Annotated in this window: 21 protein-coding genes and 1 pseudogene; 10 read left to right on the top strand and 12 right to left on the bottom strand. The window is 65.7% G+C overall.

The features are described from left to right. Window positions 1-2 precede the first annotated feature (2 nt). From AC3FOF_RS26180 to AC3FOF_RS26205, 6 genes are all read right to left on the bottom strand, one after another. Window positions 3-980, bottom strand: a complete 978-nt coding sequence (locus tag AC3FOF_RS26180; protein ID WP_017231163.1) for a tripartite tricarboxylate transporter substrate-binding protein — start codon at window positions 978-980, stop codon at window positions 3-5. Between the two features lie 40 nt (window positions 981-1,020). Beyond that, window positions 1,021-1,860 (bottom strand): amidohydrolase family protein, encoded by an 840-nt coding sequence (locus AC3FOF_RS26185; protein ID WP_488728260.1) that lies wholly within the window; start codon window positions 1,858-1,860, stop codon window positions 1,021-1,023. A gap of 172 nt (window positions 1,861-2,032) precedes the next feature. Continuing rightward, a complete protein-coding gene (locus AC3FOF_RS26190; protein ID WP_035818858.1) occupies window positions 2,033-2,962 on the bottom strand; it encodes an SMP-30/gluconolactonase/LRE family protein in 930 nt (309 codons plus the stop codon). 181 nt (window positions 2,963-3,143) lie between these two features. After that, window positions 3,144-4,127, bottom strand: coding sequence for a Bug family tripartite tricarboxylate transporter substrate binding protein (locus tag AC3FOF_RS26195; protein WP_488728261.1), 984 nt, complete (start codon window positions 4,125-4,127; stop codon window positions 3,144-3,146). A gap of 165 nt (window positions 4,128-4,292) precedes the next feature. Beyond that, entirely contained in the window at window positions 4,293-5,237 is a 945-nt protein-coding gene (locus AC3FOF_RS26200; protein WP_035818891.1) for an NAD(P)-dependent oxidoreductase, read from the bottom strand. Window positions 5,238-5,242: 5 nt separating this feature from the next. Next, window positions 5,243-5,926: an RraA family protein gene (locus AC3FOF_RS26205; protein WP_276268661.1), complete on the bottom strand. Its 684-nt coding sequence runs from the start codon at window positions 5,924-5,926 to the stop codon at window positions 5,243-5,245. A gap of 117 nt (window positions 5,927-6,043) precedes the next feature. On the opposite strand from AC3FOF_RS26205, the pseudogene AC3FOF_RS26210 reads away from it, so the two are divergent. Further along, window positions 6,044-6,517 (top strand): annotated as a pseudogene (locus AC3FOF_RS26210) (IclR family transcriptional regulator domain-containing protein); the annotation flags it as partial. A 173-nt stretch (window positions 6,518-6,690) separates the two neighbouring features. Here AC3FOF_RS26210 and AC3FOF_RS26215 read toward each other — a convergent pair. Beyond that, window positions 6,691-7,305 carry a TetR/AcrR family transcriptional regulator gene (locus AC3FOF_RS26215; RefSeq protein WP_488728262.1) on the bottom strand — a complete coding sequence of 205 codons (615 nt, stop codon included), beginning with the start codon at window positions 7,303-7,305 and terminating at the stop codon, window positions 6,691-6,693. A gap of 157 nt (window positions 7,306-7,462) precedes the next feature. Here AC3FOF_RS26215 and AC3FOF_RS26220 point away from each other — a divergent pair, with 157 nt between their 5' ends. The 3 genes from AC3FOF_RS26220 to AC3FOF_RS26230 are packed head-to-tail and all read left to right on the top strand — an operon-like array spanning window position 7,463 to window position 9,798. Continuing rightward, on the top strand, window positions 7,463-8,584 hold the full coding sequence (locus AC3FOF_RS26220; protein ID WP_488728263.1) for an alkene reductase: 1,122 nt from the start codon (window positions 7,463-7,465) through the stop codon (window positions 8,582-8,584). 39 nt (window positions 8,585-8,623) lie between these two features. Continuing rightward, a complete protein-coding gene (locus tag AC3FOF_RS26225; RefSeq protein WP_488728264.1) occupies window positions 8,624-9,022 on the top strand; it encodes a nuclear transport factor 2 family protein in 399 nt (132 codons plus the stop codon). Between the two features lie 29 nt (window positions 9,023-9,051). Beyond that, complete coding sequence (locus AC3FOF_RS26230; RefSeq protein ID WP_017231153.1) at window positions 9,052-9,798, top strand: SDR family NAD(P)-dependent oxidoreductase; 747 nt, start codon at window positions 9,052-9,054, stop codon at window positions 9,796-9,798. A gap of 496 nt (window positions 9,799-10,294) precedes the next feature. Here AC3FOF_RS26230 and AC3FOF_RS26235 read toward each other — a convergent pair whose 3' ends face one another. Continuing rightward, the gene (locus AC3FOF_RS26235; protein WP_017231152.1) at window positions 10,295-11,230 is read right to left on the bottom strand and encodes a helix-turn-helix domain-containing protein; all 936 of its coding nucleotides are present in this window, start codon (window positions 11,228-11,230) and stop codon (window positions 10,295-10,297) included. Window positions 11,231-11,341: 111 nt separating this feature from the next. Between AC3FOF_RS26235 and AC3FOF_RS26240 the strand changes: the two genes are divergently transcribed. Genes AC3FOF_RS26240 through AC3FOF_RS26250 form a run of 3 tightly spaced genes read left to right on the top strand, consistent with a single transcriptional unit; the run spans window position 11,342 to window position 14,292 of the window. Continuing rightward, window positions 11,342-12,172, top strand: coding sequence for an SDR family NAD(P)-dependent oxidoreductase (locus tag AC3FOF_RS26240; protein WP_488728265.1), 831 nt, complete (start codon window positions 11,342-11,344; stop codon window positions 12,170-12,172). A gap of 21 nt (window positions 12,173-12,193) precedes the next feature. Then, window positions 12,194-13,909, top strand: a complete 1,716-nt coding sequence (locus AC3FOF_RS26245) for an FAD-dependent oxidoreductase (protein WP_488728266.1) — start codon at window positions 12,194-12,196, stop codon at window positions 13,907-13,909. A 2-nt stretch (window positions 13,910-13,911) separates the two neighbouring features. Beyond that, entirely contained in the window at window positions 13,912-14,292 is a 381-nt protein-coding gene (locus AC3FOF_RS26250) for an NIPSNAP family protein (protein ID WP_488728267.1), read from the top strand. 10 nt (window positions 14,293-14,302) lie between these two features. Here the strand turns inward: AC3FOF_RS26250 and AC3FOF_RS26255 are convergent, their stop codons facing one another. The 4 genes from AC3FOF_RS26255 to AC3FOF_RS26270 form a co-directional block, all read right to left on the bottom strand. Beyond that, window positions 14,303-15,892 carry an acyl CoA:acetate/3-ketoacid CoA transferase gene (locus AC3FOF_RS26255; protein WP_488728268.1) on the bottom strand — a complete coding sequence of 530 codons (1,590 nt, stop codon included), beginning with the start codon at window positions 15,890-15,892 and terminating at the stop codon, window positions 14,303-14,305. Between the two features lie 10 nt (window positions 15,893-15,902). Then, window positions 15,903-17,066 (bottom strand): acyl-CoA dehydrogenase family protein, encoded by a 1,164-nt coding sequence (locus AC3FOF_RS26260; protein WP_488728269.1) that lies wholly within the window; start codon window positions 17,064-17,066, stop codon window positions 15,903-15,905. Between the two features lie 76 nt (window positions 17,067-17,142). Next, a complete protein-coding gene (locus AC3FOF_RS26265; protein WP_488728270.1) occupies window positions 17,143-17,970 on the bottom strand; it encodes a sugar phosphate isomerase/epimerase family protein in 828 nt (275 codons plus the stop codon). Between the two features lie 94 nt (window positions 17,971-18,064). Further along, complete coding sequence (locus tag AC3FOF_RS26270; RefSeq protein ID WP_488728271.1) at window positions 18,065-19,114, bottom strand: Gfo/Idh/MocA family protein; 1,050 nt, start codon at window positions 19,112-19,114, stop codon at window positions 18,065-18,067. A 427-nt stretch (window positions 19,115-19,541) separates the two neighbouring features. Between AC3FOF_RS26270 and AC3FOF_RS26275 the strand changes: the two genes are divergently transcribed. From AC3FOF_RS26275 to AC3FOF_RS26285, 3 genes are read left to right on the top strand one after another with little or no spacing between them, the layout of a single operon-like run. Further along, window positions 19,542-20,372 carry an SDR family NAD(P)-dependent oxidoreductase gene (locus AC3FOF_RS26275; RefSeq protein WP_488728272.1) on the top strand — a complete coding sequence of 277 codons (831 nt, stop codon included), beginning with the start codon at window positions 19,542-19,544 and terminating at the stop codon, window positions 20,370-20,372. Window positions 20,373-20,391: 19 nt separating this feature from the next. Next, window positions 20,392-21,243 carry a branched-chain amino acid ABC transporter permease gene (locus AC3FOF_RS26280; RefSeq protein WP_017225750.1) on the top strand — a complete coding sequence of 284 codons (852 nt, stop codon included), beginning with the start codon at window positions 20,392-20,394 and terminating at the stop codon, window positions 21,241-21,243. Between the two features lie 12 nt (window positions 21,244-21,255). Further along, entirely contained in the window at window positions 21,256-22,245 is a 990-nt protein-coding gene (locus tag AC3FOF_RS26285) for a branched-chain amino acid ABC transporter permease (protein WP_035809208.1), read from the top strand. The last annotated feature ends 6 nt before the right edge of the window (window positions 22,246-22,251 follow it).

Below are 22,251 nucleotides of genomic sequence, written 5' to 3' on the forward strand. Positions count from 1 at the left end.
GCTTACTCCAGCGCCACCCCCACGGCCTTGCCCACGCGAGACCATTTCGCGATATCGGCCTTTTGGTAGTCCGCCAGCTGCTGCGAGGTGCCACCGACCACTTTGACGCCCAGCTTGTCCAGGTGGGCCACCACTTCCGGGTCCTTCAGGATACGGTTGATCTCGGTATTCAGGCGTTGCACGATGGCCGTCGGCGTGCCGGCCGGGGCGAACACTGCCTGCCACTGCTCTGCCTCGAAGCCGGGCACACCCGCCTCAGCCATTGTCGGCACCGCCGGCAGGCTGGCCAAGCGCGTCTTGGTGGCCACGCCGAGCGCGCGGAGCTTGCCGGCCTGCACCTGCGGCAGGATGGGGGCGGTGGGCGCGAACATGAAGTCCACGTGGCCGGCCATCACGTCCTGGATGGCGGGCACGTCGCCCTTGTAGGGCACGTGGGTGATGCTGACCTTGCGCTCCACCTTGAGCAACTCGCCGGACATCTGCAGGATGGTGCCGCTGCCGCCGGAGGCAAAGGTGACGGCGCCGGGCTTGGCCTTGGCGGCAGCCAAGAGCGCCTGCACAGTGCGGTATGGGCTGTTGGGACCGACGATCAGCACGCTGGGAATGGTACCGATCATCACCACCGGCTCGAAGGACTTGATGGCGTCATAGGGCAGCTTCGGATTGAGCGCAGGGTTGATTGCGTGCGACGCAGTGGACGCGCCCAGCAATGTGTAACCGTCCGCCGGTGCACGCGCCACGAAGGCCGAGCCGATAGCGCCAGTGGCGCCAGGCCGGTTCTCCACCACCACGGTGGTGTGCAGGGCCTGGCCGAGCTTCTGTGCGATCAGGCGCGCAAGAATATCGGTGGTGCCGCCGGCAGGATACGGTACGACATAGGTGATCACCCGATCAGGCCAGCCAGGCTGCGCCGAGACAGTCGGCGTGGTGCATGCCAGCAGGGGAAAGCAGAGGGCGACAAGAAAATGCCTGAATTTCATTGGGACGGTCTCCATGGGTTTCTGTTATCTGGCATCGGCACTAGAGGCCAAAGCCGTAGAGTCTTCGCGGGTTGTCGGTGAGAACTGCCTTGGCCAATGCATCGTCGCCACACCATTGCCGGAAGAGCGCCAGAAGGTCGCCGTCGTCCGGTGACGAGCGGCCGGTGGCAATGATCGTTGGATGCGGCCAGTCCGATCCCCATACCATCTGGCCCGGGGCGCGTTCGAGATAGCGACGCGCAAGCGAAGCGACGTCGCCATAAGCAGGCGCTCCCTCCCGCGACTCAATGTAAGGGCCAGACAGCTTCACCCAGGCCCTGTTGTCATCCAACAGGCCTGCAATTACCTCGAACGCGGGTTCAAACTCGGGCCCGCCGAATGGCAAGTGCCCATAGTGGTCAAATACGATGCGAGCGGGCAAGGCCTTCAGCAGGGGTTGCATGTGAGGCAACCATGCGGCAGGCACGTTGAGTTGGATATGCCAACCCAGAGGCGCGACACGCGCGGCAAGCGGCGCAAGCATCTCCGCGTCTACAGGCCCGGGCATCGTGAGGTTGAACCGGATGCCCCGAATACCAGACGCATGCAGGCTCTCAAGCTCGCTCTCGGTGATGGAGGTGTCCACCACAGCGACGCCGCGTGCCTCCTTGCCCAACGCTCGGAGGGCGGCCAATGTAGGCCTGTTGTCCGTGCCATAGGTCGACGGGGTGACCACTACGGCACGAGTGGTTCCCATCGCTCGTTGTACAGCTCGGTAGTCCGACACGAGGGCATCTGGTGGTCGGAGCGTTGCAGTCCCTGCAACCGGATAACGGCTGTCGTAGACGTGCATGTGGCAATCGCAGGCGTTCGCAATCGGGCGTTGTCCAAGGGTTCTCATCGGTTGCTCTCCGTACCAGGACCGCGTGAAACGCCGCGGTGTCGGGACAATTTCGCCAACTCGGATGCCGTGCCTTCCGGCAGGTCGCCGCCATACGCCATCGCATGCTCCAGGGATACAGGTCCACGCCGAACCCGATAGGGGTCCTCCGGGCTGTGCTTCCAGTGTTGCGTCACGTCGTTTCTCCGTCTCGACGCCACAGCGGCATGCCCGCCACATCCATGTCCATGCGCAGGATGTCTCCCGCCGTGGAGTCAGTCGCGAACAACGTCTTGCCTTCGGCGCCGCCGAAGGCAAGATTGGTCAATGAATGACCTGCGGGGCCGCGCAGCACCTGTACCGGCTCGGCGAGGTGGTTGAGCACCCACACGTAGGCCAGTCCAGGGTTCGCTACCAGCAGCCGGCCCGATGCATCCATTGCCAGCCCGTCCGGGCCGCTCGGTCCGTAGGAGGTAAAGAACTGCCCGGTCTTGGACACGCCGCCATCGGCGAGGATGGGCATGCGCCAGACGCAATTTCCCCGCGTCACCGCAACGAACAGGAATTTCTCATCGGGTGACAGCACGATGCCGTTCGGGCTGGGCACATTGGAGAGCAGGAGTTCCAGCCGCCCCGCCGCGGTGAGGCGATAGACACGCCCGGTGGGATCGTGCAGTCCGGTCTGTCCCTGGTCGGTGAAATAAATGTTCCCCCGCGAATCCAACGTGAGGTCGTTGACGCCCTTGAAGTTCTCTGTGTTGCGGCGGTCCAGGTATGGTTTTGCGCTGCCGACGCGCACGTCGACGAGCATCAGGCCATTGCGGTAATCCGTTACCAGCAGCTCGCGCGCGTTGAGGAACTTCATGCCATTGGGCTCGCCTTCCCACTGCGCCACCACGTCCCAATCTCCCCCCTGGTCGATGCGGAAGACGCGGCCATTGGGAATATCGCTGACATAGAGGTTGCCCTCCCCGTCGAATACCGGTCCTTCCAGGAAAGAGTCGATCTCGCGTCCGCCCTGGTTGGCATCCGCCCAGGCCGTTCGCCTCGGTTGGCGATAGCGCTCCGGCATTGGGGAAAAAACGTCAAACTCTCGGATCTCCGGGGTATTCAGCAGGAACATGGCAATTCTTCTGTGCGCAGTGCATGGATAAAAATTGTGCAGCATTTGCCGATGGCCAGGGCGCAGGCAGTCGGGACCGCGTCAATGCCGTGCCTGCGGGCCCGCCGCATGACGGCTGCGCTTGCGGTGTGATCCGGCACGGCTCGCCTGTGCGAGTTGCTTCGCCCGTACTTGCCGGCGCTCATTGCTTTTCAAACGCGGTGTTGGCCGCGATCTTGCCCCAGAACGCCGTGCGTTCGGCGAGCTGCCGGGAGAACATCACGGCGTCCCAATAGCCAGGCTCCGCTGCAATGCCCTCGGCAAAGGTCTTCATGTCCTGCGACGCCATCGCCTTGGCCACCTCCTTTTGCAGGCGATCCGTCACCGCCGCCGGCGTGCCTGCGGGCGCCCAGAGGCCGGTGAAGTTGACCACGCCATAGCCCTTGACGCCCGCCTCGGCAAACGTAGGCACATTGGGCAACGCGGACAGGCGTTTGTCGCCGCTCACCGCCAGCAAACGCAGGCTGCCGCCCTTGACCTGCCCAATGACCCCGGGCGTGGAAGCGATCTGGTAGTCGATGGTGCCGCCAAGCAGCGCCAGCGTGGCTTCGCCCGCGCCCTTGAACGGCACGTGCATGAAATGAGCGCCCGTCGCCACGCCCAGTGCCTCGCTGGCGAAATGCGGCGTCGTGCCGGAGCCGCCCGAGCCATAGCTCACCTTGCCATCGCCTGTGCGAGCGGCCGCCACCAGATCGCTCATGCTCTTGAACTTGCTGTCCGCTTTGACTACCACGGCCATCGGGGCAAACACGAAGGCTGCCACCGGTCTCAGGTCCTTGGCATGGTCGAACGGCAGCTTCTTGAAGATATGGGGCAGCAGCGAGAACGTCGTGTCGTTGGCAAGCAGCGTATAACCGTCGGCCGGGGCGCGAGCCACTTGCGTGGTGCCGATGGTGCCGGTGGCGCCCGCCTTGTTTTCCACCACGAAGCTCTGGCCGGTCTGCTCAGTGAGGCGCTGGGCCATCTTGCGGGTAACGGCGTCCACGGCGCCGCCCGGCGGATAGGGAACGATGATTCGCACCGGCTTGGCGGGCCAGGTCTGTGCATGAACGGATATGGCGATCCACGCCATCGCACCCAGCGCGCCGCGGCAAAGGGCCAGGGCGAGGGTTGATCTGGTATTCATTGCTTGTCTCCTGCTATTTTTTGAGTCAATCGCGCGTTCGTGTGCGCTACGCGTCGTCTACGATGCTTTGCATCCTTCTCCCCTTGAGGGACCCCTCAGGCCCTTCCGGGGCTTTTGCGCGCCCCCGTCAGCGCCGTCCTGCGCATCAGGCAGCTTCGTAGCGCGTTAGCCAGCTTTGGCCAGCGCCTCAGCACGGGCGAGCACATCCAGCGTATTCCGCGCCGCTGCCACGCCCATGTTCACGTACGCGGCGCTCGTCACGCCTCCAATGTGCGGGCTGAGCAGAAAGCCGGGCTGGCCGTGGAAGATGTGGGGCACCGTCATCGGTTCCACAACAAAGCTGTCCAGGCCCGCCATGGCGACATGGCCGGAGCCAACCGCGGCCAACAATGCCGCTTCGTCGATCAGCCCGCCGCGCGCGGTGTTGACCAGTATCACGCCCGGCTTGCAGCGAGCCAGCGTTTGCGCGTTGACCATCGCCCTGTTCTCGCTGGTCAGCGGGCAATGCAGCGAGATCGCGTCGGCCACCCTCCAGATCGTTTCCAGGTCCACCGGCTCGATATAGTCCGGCAGATCCCCGGCAAACGGATCGAAGCCGATCACGCGCATGCCCATGGCATCACACATCCTGGCGAAGCGCCGGCCAATCGCGCCCAGGCCGATCAGCCCGATGGTGGCGCCTGCCAGCTCAACGCTCTTGTGCGTGGCCTTGTCCCAGTGGCCGGCATGCATGCGCTCGTTGAGTTGCGCGACGGATTTGGCGCAGCCCAGCAGCAGGGCCATCGCTTGTTCCGCCACCGCGGCCGCATTGGCGCCAACCGCAGCCGTGACCTCGATGCCGCGCGCGGCGGCGGCGGGCTTGTCGATGGTGTCGGTGCCGCTGCCGTGCTTGGAGATGACCTTCAGGGCCGGCGCGGCATCCATGATCTCCGGCGTCACGGCGCCGTAGCGCACGATGATGCCGACCGGGTCGTGGCGCTGCGCCAGCGCCACCAGGTCGGCTGCCAGCGGTGTCTTGCCGGCGTAGACGACTTCGTAATCGCCGAGCAATGCCAAGGCCTGTGGTGCGAGGTCGGCCCCCGTGACGAGGATGACTGGCTTGTTAAGCACGGTGCTCACAGTGCCTCTCCCGCTTTCAGCACGCCGGCCGTGACGAGCGAGGCCAGCAACCACGGGGCGCTGGTCTCGCCTTTCTTGATCTGGGCGATGCGGCGGGCTTCGGCCGCTTCCTTGTGCTCGGCCAGCGGCAGCAGCGAGGCGATCTTTTCACGCTCGACCACGACCAGGCCATCGGCGTCGCCGCAGATGAAATCGCCAGGGTTGACCGTGACGCCGCCCACCGAGACCGGGTGGCCGATGCGCCCGCCCACTTCCTTGGTTGGGCCATTGGGGTTGGTGCCCACCGAAAACACCGGGTAGTCCATTTCGTCGATTTCCAGGCTGTCACGCACCGCGCCGTCGATCACCACGCCGGCGATGCCGCGCTGGCGGCATGCATTCATCATGATGGTGCCCATCAGCGCGCTGCTCTGGTCACCCTTGCCGTCGATCACCAGCACGTCGCCGGGCTGGGCCAGCGCCATCGCGGCATGGATCATCAGGTTGTCGCCAGGGCGCACTTCCACGGTGAAGGCGGTGCCGGCCAGCTTCATGTGCGGGCGCAACGCCCTGATGCGGCCGTGCAGCGCGCCGCGGCGGCCAGCCACGTCGGCCAGGATCGCGGGCTGGAATTTCGCTGCCTGGGCGACGATGTCGGCGGGTACGCGGTCGAAGGATTTGACGATGTTGGGCAGGCTCATGGCATGGCTCCTTGGATTCGGGGATGGCAACAGATCTCGTTATTTGTTGGAACGGATTCTGGATGGTCGTTGCACTGAGTACAATACGGTTTCACTGTGCGAAACTCATTCCGCGCCATGAACTCCTCCAATTCCCCCATCGCCGGCGAGGCGGCTGGCGGCGGCGCTATCGCGGCACGGCGGGCGCTGCGCGTCCTGGAAGCCTTCGGTGTCAGCGACGCACAACGCACACTGGCCGAGCCAAGCCGCCGCACCGGCTTTCACAAGACCACAGTGCTGCGTCTCGCGCGCACGCGGGCAACCGACGACTACCCGGTTCAGAAGGAGGAAGGAGGAAGGAGGAAAGAGGACGGCAGCTGGCGGCTCGGGCGCGCCGCCGGCTGGCTGGGCGCGTGCTACCAGGCCACCTTCAACGTGTCCGAAGTGGTGGCGCCGGTGCTGCGGGAGCTGACGGTCAAGACCGGGGAAAGCGCATCGTTCTACGTGCGCGAGGGCCGGCAGCGCATGTGCCTGGTGTGCGTGGAGGGACCGCAAGCCATCCGGCATCATGTGCGCATCGGCTCGGCGCTGCCGCTGGAACCGATAAACCCATCTTGATTGTCCGGCGACTCTTGCTGACCATCAGGATTGACAGTCAGCCGGATTGATTGATCAAGGATGTCAGTACGTGGTCTGCCCACGCGCCATCAAGCTTTAGATACGCCCGGGCGACACCTTCGCGCTCAAAGCCAAGTCCGGTGTGTAGCCGAGCGCTGCGCTCGTTCTCAGGTTGGTAGCGCGAGATCCTTGATAAGCATCTGCTGGCTCGCGCGCAGGATTTCCTCCCCGAGTTGGGGATCTGCGCTGGCCACCGCTCGGGACAGGATGACCGCGCCGACCATCTCGTTATAGAACGCGATGGCCTCCCGGCGCGTTTCGTCGCCGTCTCCGCTCCCCGCGCGCTGTTCCGCGACAAGCTTCGTCAAGGTGTCGATCATTTCCTGCAGACCCTTCGCAAAGTGCACCTGCGCCTCATGGCCCAGCCGGCGCACGTCCGCGGTGAGGCCGGCAACGGCACAACCATGCTCGATATCACTGCAATGCGTTCCTGACAGGTAATAGTCGATCTGTCGCCGCAAACGGTTGCCGCCCGGCGCAATTGGCGCGGCGATGGCTTCCTTCAGGTCGTGATTGGCCTTGCCCATCGCCGTCGCCACGACTTCGGCCGCCAGCGCCTCTTTCGATTCGAAGTGGTTGTAGAAGCCACCCTGGGTAAAACCTGCCGCCTTCATCAGCGCGCTTAGGCCGACACCATCGATTCCGTGCTCGCGGAACAGCCTCTCCGACGCCGCAACGATGGTCTTGCGGTTCTCCACCGCCTGCTGCTTCGAAACGCCCATCGCTTAGTACTCCTTTGCCTTTGTGCTGTTGTCATCTCAAGTATAGCGTCTCTCGTGAAAAGACAATGGTGATTGACCTTGACATTTTGGATTCGGTCGACAAAACTCAATGTCAATCACCATTGTGTTTCGATGATCTCACCCCGTAGGTACCTTTATGCACATCGAAAGTCACCAGCCTTTGCTCAACCCGATCCGGCTCGGGGACCTGGAGTTGCCTAATCGTGTCGTCATGGCGCCACTGACTCGCATGCGTGCGACCAATCCCGATCTTGCTCCGACCGCCCTGCATGCTGACTACTACGCCCAGCGCGCCTCGGCGGGACTGATCGTCAGCGAAGGCATTTTTGTCAGCTCCGAGGCAGTCGGCTGGGCCGACGTGCCCGGACTCTGGAGCGATGCGCAGGTGCGTGGCTGGCGTGTGGTGACCGACGCCGTGCACCGCGCGGGAGGCCGGATCGTTGCGCAGCTCTGGCATACCGGTTCGCTGGGGCACCCGGATTTCCACCCGGGCAAGGCACCGCTTTCGGCGTCAGCAGTCAACCCTGGGCAGCAGAGCGTGACGGCGACCGGCAAGAAGGACACCGTCGTCCCGCGGCCCATGGACAAGGACGACATCCGCCGCACGGTCGCCGATTTCGGCCGGGCAGCGCGCAACGCGATCGCGGCGGGCTTTGACGGCGTGCAGATCCAGGGCGGCTATCACTACCTGTTCAACCAGTTCCTCAACGCCCGCACCAACCTGCGCGCGGATGAGTACGGTGGCTCGATGGAGAACCGGGCCCGTTTCCTGTTCGAGGTCGTGGAAACGGTGGCCGAGGTCGCCGGGGCGCACCGGACCGGGATCAAGACGGGGCCGGCAACATCCGAAACAGGAGCGTTCGTCTCCACTGACGAGACGCTTGCCGCCTCCGAATACGTGATTGGCCGGCTTGACGAATTCGGGCTCTCCCATCTGCTGCTGATGGGAGCCATGACCGACGTGTCGACAACGCCGCTGGCCTTGCTGGCCGGAGACGGAATGTTCCGCCATTTCCGCAACCTTTATCGCGGCAACATCATCGCCAATGTCGATATCGACCGTGAACGGGGCAACGAGCTGATCGGGGCCGGACTGGTCGACATGGTCGCCTTCGGCCGCCCGTTCATTGCCAATCCGGATCTGCCGAAGCGCTTCGCCGCCGACGCGCCGCTTGCCGGCATCGACTGGACGAAGGTCTACGGACCGACGGCCGAGGGCTATGTCGACTATCCCGCCATCCAGGCCGTGCGGGCATGACGCGCCACCACGCCCATACAGCACCTCAGGAGAACCAGCATGACCACCGCCGAAGCCGCCAACAAGGCCCTCGTGCTCGAGGCATTCGACACGCTCTTCAACAAACGCGACTACGCTGCCGCCGAGCGATTCTGGTCGCCCGGCTATATCCAGCACAGCGCGCATATCGAACCGGGCCGTGACGGCCTGTTCAACCTCATCAAGGCCGTGCCGCCGAGCTTGCGCTACGAGCCGGGCGTGATCGTTGCGGATGGCGACTACGTGATCATCCACGGCCGCTTTTCCGGCCACGGGCGTCCTGCCGCATGGATCGCCGCGGACATTCTGCGCATTGAGGACGGTGTGCTCGCCGAGCATTGGGACGTGCTGCAAGACGAGGCTACGGAAGCCGAATCGAAGAGTGGCCTGCCCATGTTCGGCGACAGTTTCGCGCGCTGAGTCCAACCGTCATCGCCCAAGGAGGCATCATGAAACTCACAGGTAACACCGTATTCATCACCGGCGGCGGCTCTGGCATCGGCCGCGGTCTCGCTGAAGCACTCCACAAGCTCGGCAACCAGGTCATTATCTCGGGCCGGCGCCCGGAGCGTCTGCAGGCGACCATCGACGCTAACCCCGGCATGCACGCGGTATCGCTCGATATTGCCGATCCAACGGATATCAAGAAGGTCGCTGAACAGCTGATCGCCGACCATTCCAGCTTGAACGTGCTGATCAACAACGCCGGCATCATGCTGCTCGATGATGCTGCCGGCCCGGTCGATGATGACTTGCTGAGCTCAACCGTCGCAACGAACCTGCTCGGGACGATTCGGATGACCTCGGCGTTGATCGAGCATCTGAAGACGAAAGACGGTGCCGTCGTGGCCAACGTCAGCTCGGTGCTCGGCTTCGTACCCATGGCGACTTCAGCGGTGTACAGCGCGACCAAGGCGGCCTTGCATTCGTACACGCTTTCGCAGCGCTATCTGCTTCGCGGCAGCAAGGTCTCGGTCATCGAGATCGCGCCGCCCTGGGTCCGCACGGAGTTACTGAACAGCACCGAGGAACCGCGCGCGATGCCGCTCGACGCATTCATCGCCGGCACGATCGAACAACTGGGTGCCGACGCCAACGAAATACTGGTCGGTCCCGCGGTGGCCATGCGTGCCAATCCAGGGCCGAACGAGCATGCGTGGGTCAACGAGTTCAATGACACGCTGGCCGCAGGCTGATTACCGGGTTACCTGGCGGCAGCCGGGCAATTCCCTAACAAGCCAACGTGCATGCATGCGTGCGGCATGGACAGACTCCGATCCATCGATGCCTTCATCGGAACGGCTGGATTTCGCTAACTCAGTGAGGTGGGCAGGCAACGGGGAGCCTCGTTAGCTGCCTCGCTTGTGCGAAGGGGAGCACGCTGACATCCCTGTTGGAGCAGGTCGTGGCCGGGAGCAGGCTCTGCGTGCCTGTAAAGTTGAACCACGGCCCCTTGTGGTCACATGCGAGGAGTATCCGGATTGGCCTGCCAAGCCCCGCTTTAACGGTGGAATAGGAATCATGGCGATTAATTGCATTCTTGTTGCCAGAGGATACTCGCCGGGAAGTGTGCGCTTGGTGCTTGCCGACCAACCGCATGCACTGCAGGCCAGCATGCGAATGTACGACCGGCGCTGGCGCCGGCCGGAAGACTCACCGCCCCTCAAGTGGGCGGTACCTGGCACGTTCTCCCTATAGCGTCGGCGGCGTGAATTTCTGCATCCCGGCGGCGTCAGGACTCAGCATGGCCTCCAGCGCCCGCGCCCGGAATTCGCGCGGCGCGAGGCCGGTGTGCTTGCGGAAGAAGCGGCCAAAATACGCCTCGTCGGCAAAACCCAGCGTGTGGCCCAGCTGCTTGATGCTGTTGCGGGTGTAGACCAGGTCGCGCTGCGCTTCATGGATCAGCCGTGCATTGATCACGTCCAGGCTCGACATGCCAAGGACTTCGCGGCACAGGCGGGTGAGCTGGCCAGGCGTGATGCCCAGTTGCGACGCATAGGCCTGCATCGGCAGATGCTGCCTGAAATGCTCATCGACCAGAGCGCGGAATTTTTCGATCTTGGCCGCCTTGCGCGAGTTCGCGCTCATGGGCGCGGATTGCTCGATGTGCCGCAGGCGGGCAATCTGCACCAGCAACGCGGTCAGCAACGACACGCCGGCGGCCACCCGGCCGATAGCCTGGCCGCGCGACTCGCGCTCCAACGCCAGGAACAGCGGCATCAGGGACTCCAGCTCGCGCTCCATCCCGGCCAACGAAATCACCGCCGGCGTGCGGATGGTCTGCAGCAGCTCTGGCATGACCACGGTCGCCATCGACTCCAGCAGACGCTGCGCAGCGGTCACCACCGGGCCATCCACATCGGTAGAAAACCGAAAACCATGCACGGTTTGTGCTGGAATCAGCAGCACGCAGGGCGCTTGCGCCTGTACCCGCCCCTGCTCGAGCAGCACCTCGGCCGAGCCGTTGCGCAAACACAGGATCTGCAGGAACGCGTCGTGCGTATGCGGGCGAATGTCCCAGTTGTATGGGCGTGAGCGCTGCGGGATCCACTCGAAATCGAACGTGACCTGCCAGCCAGGAAGAGCCTGGTCACCGTAGAGCGAATAATTCGGGATAACCCTAGCCATGGCGTAAGCCCTTTGCGCATTTGCACGAATTGTCCGGCTCTTGGCTGGAATCGTCAATCTTGCGGCACGGTCGCCGGCCAACAATTCCGCTCACTGACTAGAGGAGACAACATGACATCCCGTAACACAGCCAGCGCGCACTGGCTTGGCCTCGAAGGCCGGGTCTGCGTGGTCAGCGGTGGCGCCAGCGGCATTGGCGAGGCCATCGCCCACGGCCTGGCGCAGGCCGGCGCCCGCGTCGCGGTGCTGGATCTCGATGCGGACCGCGGCGATGCCGTGGCGCGCGATCTGCGCGCACTGGGTGCCACCGCGCTTTTCGCGCGCTGCGATATGACGAGCGAAACCAGCGTGCGCGCCGCCGCCGCGAACGTACAGGCGGAACTCGGCCCCTGCCATGCGCTGATCAATAACGCCGGCGTACTGCGCTCCGGGAATCTGGCGGACGTGAGTCTCGACGACTGGAACCAGGTGCTGTCCGTCAACCTGACCGGCTATCTGCTGTGCGCGCGCGCATTTTCCCAAGCCATGCGCGAGGCCGCATGCGGCAGCATCGTGAACGTGGCATCGATCTCAGGCCGGTTTCCCCAGACAGGCAGCGGCGCTTATAGCGCCAGCAAGGCGGGCGTGCTGCTGCTGTCGCGTCAGATGGCGGCCGAATGGGGGCCGCATGGCATTCGCAGCAACGCGATTTGTCCCGGCATGATCCGCACCGCGCTATCGGCCGCGTTCTACCAGGCGCCGGGCTTCGAAGCCAGCCGCGCGGCCGTCACCGCCAGCCGGCGCATCGGCGAGCCGCAGGATATCGCCGATGTGGCCGCGTTCCTGGCGAGCCCGCGCTCTGCCTATGTCAATGGCGCCGAGCTCTCCGTGGATGGCGGCATGTCCAGCATGCTGATGGACATGGTCCCGCGTCCCGGCTTCAACCAGACAGCCCAGGCCTGAAGCCCGGCACAGGAGAATCCCATGTCCCATCGTACTGAATATGACCTGATCGTCATCGGTTCCGGCGCCGCCGGACTGGCCACCGCCATCACCGCGAAAAAGCGCGGTCTCGATGTGGTAGTGCTGGAAAAGGAAGCCGTGTTCGGCGGCACCACCGCGCTGTCCGGTGGCGTGCTGTGGATTCCGATGAGCCCGCATGGCCGCCGGCAGAATCCGGCCGACACGCTTGACGCCGTGCGTACCTACATGATGCAGGAGACCGGCTCGTTCTACGAAGAGGCCGCCGTCCAGGCGTTCCTCGAGAACGGCCCGGAGATGGTGGCGTTCTTCGAGCGCGAGACGGAGATGAAATTCGTCCCCACGCTCTATCCCGACTATCATCCCGATGCGCCAGGTGGCGTGGACGTGGGCCGCTCGATCCTGGCCGCCCCGTATGACATACGCGGCCTGGGAAAGGACATGCAACGCCTCAAGCCGCCGCTCAAGACCATCACCTTCATCGGCATGATGTTCAACTCGTCGAATGCCGACCTCAAGCACTTCTTCCGCGCCACCAGATCGCTGACCTCGTTCTTCTATGTGGCCAGGCGGCTGGCGACCCACATGAAGGAACTCATGCTCTACCGCCGCGGCATCAACGTGACCAGCGGCAATGCGCTGGCGGCGCGGCTGGCGAAGTCTGCGCTGGACCTGGGCGTGCCCATCCTGACCGGCACAGCGGCGAAAGAGATCCTGATGGCAGGCGGCAAGGCCGTCGGCGTGCGTGCCGAGGGCGAAGGCGGCGAGCTGCGCCTGCGCGCGCGGCATGGCGTGGTGCTGGCCTGCGGCGGTTTCCCGCATGACGTGCAGCGCATCGCCATGGCTTACCCGCATGTTGCGCGCGGGGGCGAGCATCTTTCGCCCACACCGGCCGGCAACACGGGCGACGGCGTGGCCATGGCGGAGGCCGCCGGCGGCAGCGCCGACATCCGCTACCGCGACAGCGCCGCGTGGATGCCGGTTTCGCGCGTGCCATACGGCAACGGCGAGTTCGGCGTGTTCCCGCATCTGCTGGACCGCTACAAGCCCGGCATCATTGGCGTACTGCGCAACGGCAGGCGCTTCACCAACGAGTCCAACTCCTACCACGACGTAGGCGCGGCCATGATCCGCGCCTGCGAAGGACAGCAGGAGACGGCCATGTGGCTGGTCTGCGACAAGGCCGCCCTGGCCAAGTACGGCCTTGGCTTCGTCAAGCCGGCGCCGATGCCCTTTGGCAGGCTCCTGCGCAACGGCTACCTGATCGAAGGCCGCACGCTGGCGGACCTGGCCCGGCAGGCCGGCATCGAACCAGCAGGCCTGGAAGAGACCGTGCGCGAGTACAACGTGGGCGCGGCGCGGGGAGAAGACCCGGCCTTCGGGCGCGGCCGCAGCGCGTTCAACCGCTACCTTGCCGATCCCGAGAACAAGCCCAACCCCTGCGTGGCGCCGCTCGGGAAAGGTCCCTTCTACGCTGTCAAGGTGGTGGTGGGTGACCTCGGCACCTTCGACGGCATCCGGACCAGCGTGGCCGGGGAAGTCCTCAAGCGCGACGGCACCCCGATCGCCGGGCTGTACGCGGTGGGCAACGACCGCGCCAGCATCATGGGCGGCAACTATCCCGGCGCAGGCATCACCCACGGGCCGAACATGACCTTCGGGTTCATCACGGGCAACCATATCGCCAATCTCGCCGACCAGGCCGGAGCAAGGGCATAACCATGAGCATGAACATGAGCGTGAACATGAGCTACCTGGACAAGCCGCTGATCGACCACCGCACCTACACCATCGCGCTGCGCAGGATGCCGGAGTTCCTGGAGGTCTTCGACCGCCTGGCAATGCCCATCCTGCTGGAGACGCTGGGCAGCCCGGTGGGCTTCTATGTGAGTCATGTCGGCCCGCTGAACCAGTTCGTGCACCTGTGGGCCTACCAGGACCTGGCCGACTACGAGCGCCGCTGCAAGGCACGCGACACGCACCCGGACTTCCCGGCATACCTGTCGGCGTCCGGGCATCTGATCACCGCGCAGGAAACCCGCCTCGTGCGGGCGGTGGACATGCCCAGCCTGGGCCGTTTCACGTCCACCGCCCAACCCTGACGGGCAGCCCTCAGGCTTGCATGCCGGCCGTGAAATGCCACGCCGGCATGACCGCCACCTCGGCGGCCACGCGCGGCACGAAGTCCATCTGGTCCAGCACGTCGCGCTGCAGGTCGATGCCGGGCGCGATTTCAAACAGCTCCACCCCTTGCGGCGTCAGGCGGAAGCTGGCGCGCTCGGTCAGGTACAGCACCTCCTGCCCGCGCACCAGCCCCTGGGGGCCGCTGTAGGTGATCTGTTCCACCTGCGCCACCAGCTTCTTCACCCTGCCCTGCTCCAGCACGCGCATCCTGCCATCGCCGGTGGCCAGCTTGACGCCTTTGGCGGCCAGCGTGCCGCAGAACACCACCTTGCGCGCATTCTGGGCGATATCGATAAAGCCGCCGGGGCCTACCGTCAGGCCGCCCAGGCGCGACACGTTCACGTTGCCCTGCCGGTCCAGTTCGCCGAAACCAAGGAAGGCGATGTCCAGCCCGCCGCCCGCGTAGAAATCGAACTGCGTGGCCGCGTCCAGCATGGCGCTGGCGTTGCGCGCGTAGCCGAACAGCACGCCATCCATCAAGGTGCCGCCGTAGGTGCCATGCTCGATGGTCTGGTAGACGCGGTGCTGCTCGTTGCGCGCGGCGATCAGCTTGGCCACGGCGTCGGGTACGCCCACGCCATAGTTGACCACCGGGCGGACCTTGCCCGTATTGAACAGTTCCACCGCGGCGCGGCGGGCGACGGCCTGGCGCTCGCTGAAGGCCTCGTGCGCGGCGGCGCGTTCGGCCGCATGGTCCTCGGCCTCGCTGGCCACGCGGGCCGCGCCGGTCAGCTCCCCGCTGAAGGCCGCATCGAACGGAATGTGGTAGCTGGTGCGCTGTCCGGGATCGACCACCACGGCATCGACCCACGCGGCCGGAATGCGAACCTCGCGCGCCGTCAGGGCCCCTCTTGGCAACCGCTCTCCGACCTGCACGATCACCTTGCCGCCGCTGTTGCGCGCCGCGAGCGCCAGCGACTGCGCATCCAGATTGGCAGCCTCGTGCTCGAAGCTGATATTGCCGTCCTCGTCGGCCGCGCTCGCCCGCACCAGCGCGACGTGGATCGGGAATGGCTTGTAGCGCAGGTATTCCCGCCCGTCCATCCGCACCACTTCGCTCAATTCCTCCTTCGCGCTGCGGTTCATCCTGCCCCCGCCCTGGCGCGGGTCGCAGACCGTGCCCAGGCCCACATGCGTGAACAGGCCGGGCCGCCCCGCCCCGATCTCGCGCATCAACTGGCTGGACACGCCGCCGGGCAGGATATAGGCCTCGATCTTTTCCTCCTCGGCCAGCCGCTGCATCGATGGCGACCATACCCAGTGCCCGCCGATCACGCGCCGGACCAGGCCTTCGTGCGCGAAGCAGTTCATGCCCTTGGTCTTCTTGTCGCCGATACCCAGGGCGTGGATCACGGTCAGGTGGCGCGGATGCTCCGTTTCCTGAAAGCGTGCCTGCACGGCCTCGAACAGGCAGGTCGCCTCCATCAGGCCGCCGCCGCCGCCCATCAACCCGACCGTGTCGCCGTCGCGGATCAGCCCGGCGGCCTGCGCCGCCGTCATGAATTTGCTGCTGCTCATGACGGGCTCCTCAGCGGTTCACGTCGAACAGCACCGCGCCCTTTCTCAGCACGCTCCTGGCGATCACGGTGCGGTGGATCTCGCTGGTGCCGTCAAAGATGCGGTAGATGCGGGCATCGCGGTAGTAGCGCTCGATCGGCAGCTCCTTGCAAAAGCCCATGCCGCCAAACACCTGCACGGCGCGATCCACCACGCGGCCCAGGGTTTCTGCGGCATGCACCTTGACCATGGCGATCTGCTCGCGCGCATCCAGCCCGGAATCGAGCATCCAGGCGGTGTGCAGGACCATCCAGCGCGCGGCATTGATCTCGATCACGCTGTCGGCCAGCATCTGCTGGACCATCTGGAACTCACCGATCGCCTTGCCGAACTGCTGGCGCTGGCCGGCATAGTCCACCATCAGCTCCAGCACATGGCTGGCCTTGCCGACGGCGCGCGCGCCGACCTGCGCCAGCCGGACCACATTGAGCGCGCCCATGGCCAGCTTGAAGCCCTGGCCCTCTTCGCCAAGCAGCGCCGCCGGCTCAAGCGGCACGTTGTCGAAGAACAGCTCCACATGCGGCGTGCCGCGCAGGCCCATCATCTTCTGGTCCTTGCCCACGGAGAAACCGGGCAAGCCCTTGTCGACCATGAACATGGAGATTTCCTTGTCGCCGGTCCTGGCCGAGACCAGGAAGAAATCGCTCCAGTCGCCATCGCTGATGAAGTGCTTGGCGCCATTGAGCACCCAGCCACCCCCTTCCACCTTCTTGGCGTGGGTCTTGATGCCCTGCGCGTCCGATCCCGCTCCCGGCTCGGTGATGGCGATGGCGCAGGTGCGCTCGCCTCGCACCGAGGGCGTGAGCCAGCGCGCGATCTGTTCGCCCTTGCAGACGAGCAGCGGTTCATACACGTTGCCGAAGGCGCGGCGGATCAGGATATCGGTGGTGTGGCCGAACTGCTCTTCGCACAGCATGCGATCGACGGCAGACAGTCCGCCGCCGCCCAGCTCGGGGGCGATATTGAGCGCATACAGGCCCAGGGATTTCGATTTCTCGTGGACGGCGCGCGCCTTGGCCGGGTCCAGAAAGCCGTTCTCCTCGATCTCGGCTTCCAGCGGCCTGAGTTCCTCGGCGATGAAACGACGCACGGTGTCGATCATCATCTTCTGTTCTTCGTTCAGGGAAAAATCCATGGTCTCTCTCCATCATTCCAGTTGTCGTTTTGGCCGCGACGGGGCGTCGCCCCATGCGTGGGGTTGCGGCGGTGCGTCAAGCGCCCAGCTCGAGCACCGCGCGGCTGGCGGCGAGTGCCTGGCGCGCCCAATCGGGCTGGCCAACTTGCGGCAGGCGGGTCTCGTTCGGCACTTCCACGCTCACCGGCAAATCGGCCGGCAAGGCTGCGAACAGGCCCCTGAGGTCAATGCCGCCCTCGCCGGGCAGCAGGCGCTCGCAACGGGCGGTGTGGATCATCTCCTCCACCGTGAACGCGCGGCCGAGCTGCGCGCTGGTCGGCGCGTCGCAGATCTGCGCGTAGTGCAACAGTTCGCGCGGCAGCGCGCGCAGATCGTCGAAGCTGGTGCCCGAGCGCGCCACATGGAGCGCATCCACCAAGATCCCCGCATTGGCCGGGCGCCCGGCGGCATCGACGATGCCCAACGCGGCGCGCGCATCGGGCACGGTGGTCCAGGGCATGAACTCCAGGTCGGCGGTCATGCCATAGGGCAGCATCAGCTCGCACAGGCGCGCATAGCTGTCCGCCAGACGCGCGGTGTCGGCGTCGTCCCCGGCCACCAGTACTGCCTTCGCCTTCAGCGCCGCGCCGGCGTCCAGCAGCGGCAGGCTGGCGCGCGGATCGAAGCCCTCGCCGATGCGGATGATCTCCAGGTCGAACACGCCGACGCCGGTGTCCCGCTGCGCCGCCAGCGTTTCGCGCAGTATGTCGGGCCGCCCGATCAGGGCTTGCTGGGGCGCGCCCGGGGCATTGGGCGCCAGCCGCAGGCCGACGAAGCGGTAGCCTGACTCGGCCGCGAGCTGGATTGCCTGCGGGGGCGTGAGCGTGTTCGAAGTGAGATAAGCAAGCGAATAGCTATGGGACATGGTCGTTCTCCTGGCACTCAGTCCAGTGGTGAAACCGTGGATTGGGGGTTCTGCATGGGTTCCGTGGGTGTTCAGACAGATCAGGCGGGCCAGCCTATTGGCTACTGCCGGCCTCGAGGCGCACGCTTTTCGCACTGACCGCGGCCTCGTGCACGGCCAGCGTGGCCTGCAGCGTGCGCAGGCCGTCGAGCGCGCTGCAGAGCGGCGCTTCGCTGCCCTCGATCACGGCCTTGAAGTGCTGCAGCTGCTGGCTATACGGATCGGCCTGGTGCACGGTGGTCTGCTCCAGCGTCAGCTCGGCATGCCAGCTGCGCTCGCCACGGTAGTTCCATAACTGCAGGTCGGGCAGCGAAAGCGAGCCGTGCGTGCCCGCGATGAAGTGCGACTGCACCTGCTGGCGCGGATATGCCTCCTGTTCGCCGGAGCAGAAATCCCAGCACCAGGGCGACGCCGCCGCGTCCGACAGCAGCACCGTACCCATCGCTCCGCTGGCAAAGCGCAGCACGGCGGCGCTGGTGTCCTCCACGGCAAACCCGCGCACGGCATTGCTGCTGGCGGCCTGCACCGACTCGATCTCGCCCATGAGGAAACGCAGCAGGTCGATGTCGTGAATCAGGTTGATCAGGATTGGCCCGCCGCCCGCCTGCCGCCGCCAGGCCGCTTCGAAATACGCGTCGGGCTTGAGAAATGTCGCCATGGCGCTGGCCGTCACCAGCCGGCCGAGCCGCCCGGACTGGAGGATCTCGCGGGCGCGGCGGCTGATGGGGTTGTGCCGGCGATGGTGGCCGACCAGCACCGGCACGCCAGTGCGCGCCTGGGCGTCGACCAGCCTCTGCGCCTCGGCAACGGTGTCGGCCACCGGCTTCTCGACCAGGGCGGCAACGCCGTGCTCCAGGCAGTCCGCGGCCACCGCGACATGGGTCCCGTTGGGCGTGGCGACCACGGCGCCGCGCGGCTTGACGCCCTCGAGCATGCCGAGGTGGTCCGCATACCAGGGCACGCCCAGGCTCTGCGCCAATGCGCGGCCTGCGTCGGTCGGGTCGGCGATGGCCGCCAGCCGCAGGGTACCGCTGCGCCCGATGCGGTCGATGTGGGTGCGGCCGATTGCGCCGGCGCCAATCAGTGCGATGGGGGTCTTGTTCATGGGCTATCTGCGCTCGTGGTTCGTCTCGTTGTTCGTCGTCGGCCCCGTCGTTTGCTAAACGGCAGTCCAAACAGAATAAAATTCAATAGTTGAATGCTATTCCTTTTTTGACTAGTATTCCAACAAATTCGAAGACGCTACAGATTCTCGCTGCACAGAACGCATGCCAACCCTAGGGAAAACCTGATCCGGTCGTGCATGAATTGTCCTGTTCCAGGCCGGAATCGTGGGCGCGCCGGACCGCCCGGCAAAACACAATCCAGCAAACCCCGAGCCGGGCTCAACCGCTCGGGGACAGAACAACCAGGAGACAAGCATGCAACTGCCATTGGCACGTACCCAGGGCGCCGCACGCGCCGCCGCGCCCCACATCCATGCCGGTTTTAGCCGGGAGTTGGCCCTCGCAATCCACGCAGCGGCCTGAGCCATGGAACCCACTTTCGATCAAGACAAGCGAACCCAGGCGGACGAGACCCGACCGGTGGCGATCGTCACCGGCGCGGCCGACGGCATCGGCTGGTCAACGGCGCAGCGGCTGGCGGCGGATGGCTGGCGCATCGTGCTGCTGGATCTGCGCGCCGACGCCGTGGCCGGCCGGGCGGCCGAACTCGGCGCGGCCCACCTGGGGCTGGCCTGCGATGTGACGCAAGAGTCCAGCGTGGATGGCGCCATCGGCGCGGCGGTGGCTCGGATGGGCCGGATCGACGCGCTCGTCAACAACGCCGGGATCGGCGACCAGGCCCGGCCCACCCTGGAGCAGACACTCGATGCGTTCGAGCGCGTACTGGCCGTGCATGTGCGGGGCTGCTTCCTGATGAGCCAGGCCGTGCTGCGGACGATGCGCGAGCAGGCGCGCGACCCGCGCGGCAACCGCGGCGCCATTGTCAACCTGGGCTCGATCGCCAGCCTGGGCGGCATCCCCGGCCGTAATGCCTACTGCGCGGCCAAGGCCGGCGTGCTGGGCATGACGCGCGCCCTGGCCAGCGAGTGGGCGCGCGAGGGCATCCGCGTCAATGCCGTGGCGCCGGGCTATGTGCGCACCGAACTGGTGGCCGGACTGGCACGCCAGGGCGCGATCGACGGCCAGGCAATCGCGCACCGCACGCCGATGGGCCGCATGGCCGAACCCACCGAGATCGCCGAGGCCATCGCCTTCCTGGCGTCGCCCGCCGCCAGCTACATCACCGGGATCGTGCTGCCCGTGGATGGTGGCTGGACCGCGTTCGGCGCGCCGGACAACGCCTTGCCGGCTCTCTGAGCCCAGGAGGAAACGAAAGATGCTGACAATCAACCTATTCAATGGCCTGGTCTACGGGGCGTTGCTGGTCGTGATGTGCTCGGGACTGGCGCTCATCTACGGCCTGCGCCGCGTGGTGAACTTCGCGCACGGCTCGCTCTATATGCTGGGGGCCTACCTGGGCTATTCGATCGCCCTGCAGACCAACTTCTGGGTGGCCCTGTTAGCCGTGCCTCTCGTGATGGCGGTGCTGGGCGTGCTGCTGGACCGCTACGGCTTCCGGCTCCTGCAGGACCGCGACCCGCTCTCCGTCGTGCTGGTCACCTTTGGCCTGCTGCTGGTGATCGAGGATTTCGTGCAGACCGTGTGGGGCAAGAGCAATCTGTCCGTGCCCGCCCCGGCCGCGTTGAGCGCGTCGGTCGACCTGTTTGGGACGCCGGTGCCCGCTTACCGCCTCGCGGTGATCGGCGCTGGCCTGCTGGTCGCGCTGGGCCTGAGCCTGTGGCTGCGCTATTCCCGCGCCGGCCTGTTCGTGCGCGCCGCCAGCACCGACCCCACCACCACCGCCATGCAGGGCGTCAACACCGATTTGCTGAGCGCCGGCGTGGTCGGGCTCGGCACCGCCCTGGCCGGGCTGGCCGGCGTGGTGGCCGCGCCGTTCCTGTCACTGTCGCCATCGATGAGCAGCGACGTGATCATCGACTCGTTCGTGGTCGTGGTCGTCGGCGGGCTCGGATCGCTTGCCGGTGCGTTCGTGGCGGCGATGGTACTGGGCATGATCCAGGCGCTGGGCGCGGTCTACCTGCCCGATACGGCAATGCTGCTGCCGTTCCTGCTGATGGTTGCCGTGCTGATCTGGAAGCCGGCCGGCTTCGCCGGCAGCCGAACCTGAGGAGATAACACCATGTCCACTAGAAACATGAGTCTTGGCGCTGTGGCAGCGCTCGCGGCAGGGGCGGCCGTCGCGGCCCTGGTCAGCTCGGGCACGATCCTGTCCCTGCTGACGCAAGCCGTCATCTACGCGGTATTTGCCAGCGGCGTGGGCCTGCTGCTGAAGCAAAACGGCATGGCCAGTTTCGGCCATGCCCTGTACTTCGGCTTCAGCGGCTACGCCCTGGGCCTGCTCCTGCAACTCCAGGTGATGCCGGCGGAGGCCGCCATCGTGGCCACCCTGGCCGGCATGGCCTTGATGGCGTTCGTCATGGGCCTGGTGATCGTGCGCGTGCCGGGCGTGGCCTTCGGCATGCTGACGCTGGCTATCGGGCAGATGTTCTTCCTGATGGCCTCGCGCTCGCGCGGCCTCACCGGCGGCGCCGACGGCATGAACATCGAATGGCCGGCCACGCTGTTCGGCGTGCCGCAGTCGCAATTGCTCCGGCCGGCCACCATGTTCCTGGTGTGCTGGGTCACCCTGGTGGTGGTCATGCTGCTGCTCGCGCTGATGCTGCGCGGCCGCTTCGGCAGCATCACCGAGGCCGTGCGCGACAACGAGGAGCGTGCCCGCTTCATCGGCATCAACACCCTGATACCACGCGCCGGCCTCTATGCGCTGTCGGCCACCGTGACCGGCCTGGCCGGCGTGCTGTCGGCGCTGAACACCGGCTTCGTCTCGCCCGAGAACCTGCATTGGAGCCTGTCGGGCGTGGCGCTGATGATGGCAGTGGTGGGCGGCTACAAGGCCCTGTGGGGGCCGGCGCTGGGTGCCATCGTGTACTTCCTGGCCAAGGACATCCTGGGCGCCTACGCCAACCACTGGATGGCCATTTTCGGCATCGCACTGATCACCGTGATCGTGTTCTCGCCCGCCGGCATCGCGGGCGCCCTCAAGGGACTGTCCATGCGCAACAAGCGCATCGGCGCCAAGCCGGCCCGTGCCGCCGTTCGCACCAGCTGAGAGGAG

It is taken from the genome of Cupriavidus sp. 96C5-1 (genome assembly GCF_057798855.1).

Excerpts from the sequence above, each read along its gene's own strand:
- AC3FOF_RS26285 (WP_035809208.1), top strand. The coding sequence starts at position 21,256 with ATGTCCACTAGAAACATGAGTCTTGGCGCTGTGGCAGCGCTCGCGGCA.
- AC3FOF_RS26270 (WP_488728271.1), bottom strand. The coding sequence starts at position 19,114 with ATGAACAAGACCCCCATCGCACTGATTGGCGCCGGCGCAATCGGCCGC.
- AC3FOF_RS26250 (WP_488728267.1), top strand. The coding sequence starts at position 13,912 with ATGAGCATGAACATGAGCGTGAACATGAGCTACCTGGACAAGCCGCTG.
- AC3FOF_RS26195 (WP_488728261.1), bottom strand. The coding sequence starts at position 4,127 with ATGAATACCAGATCAACCCTCGCCCTGGCCCTTTGCCGCGGCGCGCTG.
- AC3FOF_RS26280 (WP_017225750.1), top strand. The coding sequence starts at position 20,392 with ATGCTGACAATCAACCTATTCAATGGCCTGGTCTACGGGGCGTTGCTG.
- AC3FOF_RS26220 (WP_488728263.1), top strand. The coding sequence starts at position 7,463 with ATGCACATCGAAAGTCACCAGCCTTTGCTCAACCCGATCCGGCTCGGG.
- AC3FOF_RS26180 (WP_017231163.1), bottom strand. The coding sequence starts at position 980 with ATGAAATTCAGGCATTTTCTTGTCGCCCTCTGCTTTCCCCTGCTGGCA.
- AC3FOF_RS26265 (WP_488728270.1), bottom strand. The coding sequence starts at position 17,970 with ATGTCCCATAGCTATTCGCTTGCTTATCTCACTTCGAACACGCTCACG.
- AC3FOF_RS26240 (WP_488728265.1), top strand. The coding sequence starts at position 11,342 with ATGACATCCCGTAACACAGCCAGCGCGCACTGGCTTGGCCTCGAAGGC.
- AC3FOF_RS26205 (WP_276268661.1), bottom strand. The coding sequence starts at position 5,926 with ATGAGCCTGCCCAACATCGTCAAATCCTTCGACCGCGTACCCGCCGAC.
- AC3FOF_RS26215 (WP_488728262.1), bottom strand. The coding sequence starts at position 7,305 with ATGGGCGTTTCGAAGCAGCAGGCGGTGGAGAACCGCAAGACCATCGTT.
- AC3FOF_RS26260 (WP_488728269.1), bottom strand. The coding sequence starts at position 17,066 with ATGGATTTTTCCCTGAACGAAGAACAGAAGATGATGATCGACACCGTG.
- AC3FOF_RS26245 (WP_488728266.1), top strand. The coding sequence starts at position 12,194 with ATGTCCCATCGTACTGAATATGACCTGATCGTCATCGGTTCCGGCGCC.
- AC3FOF_RS26230 (WP_017231153.1), top strand. The coding sequence starts at position 9,052 with ATGAAACTCACAGGTAACACCGTATTCATCACCGGCGGCGGCTCTGGC.
- AC3FOF_RS26275 (WP_488728272.1), top strand. The coding sequence starts at position 19,542 with ATGGAACCCACTTTCGATCAAGACAAGCGAACCCAGGCGGACGAGACC.
- AC3FOF_RS26185 (WP_488728260.1), bottom strand. The coding sequence starts at position 1,860 with ATGAGAACCCTTGGACAACGCCCGATTGCGAACGCCTGCGATTGCCAC.
- AC3FOF_RS26225 (WP_488728264.1), top strand. The coding sequence starts at position 8,624 with ATGACCACCGCCGAAGCCGCCAACAAGGCCCTCGTGCTCGAGGCATTC.
- AC3FOF_RS26190 (WP_035818858.1), bottom strand. The coding sequence starts at position 2,962 with ATGTTCCTGCTGAATACCCCGGAGATCCGAGAGTTTGACGTTTTTTCC.
- AC3FOF_RS26235 (WP_017231152.1), bottom strand. The coding sequence starts at position 11,230 with ATGGCTAGGGTTATCCCGAATTATTCGCTCTACGGTGACCAGGCTCTT.
- AC3FOF_RS26255 (WP_488728268.1), bottom strand. The coding sequence starts at position 15,892 with ATGAGCAGCAGCAAATTCATGACGGCGGCGCAGGCCGCCGGGCTGATC.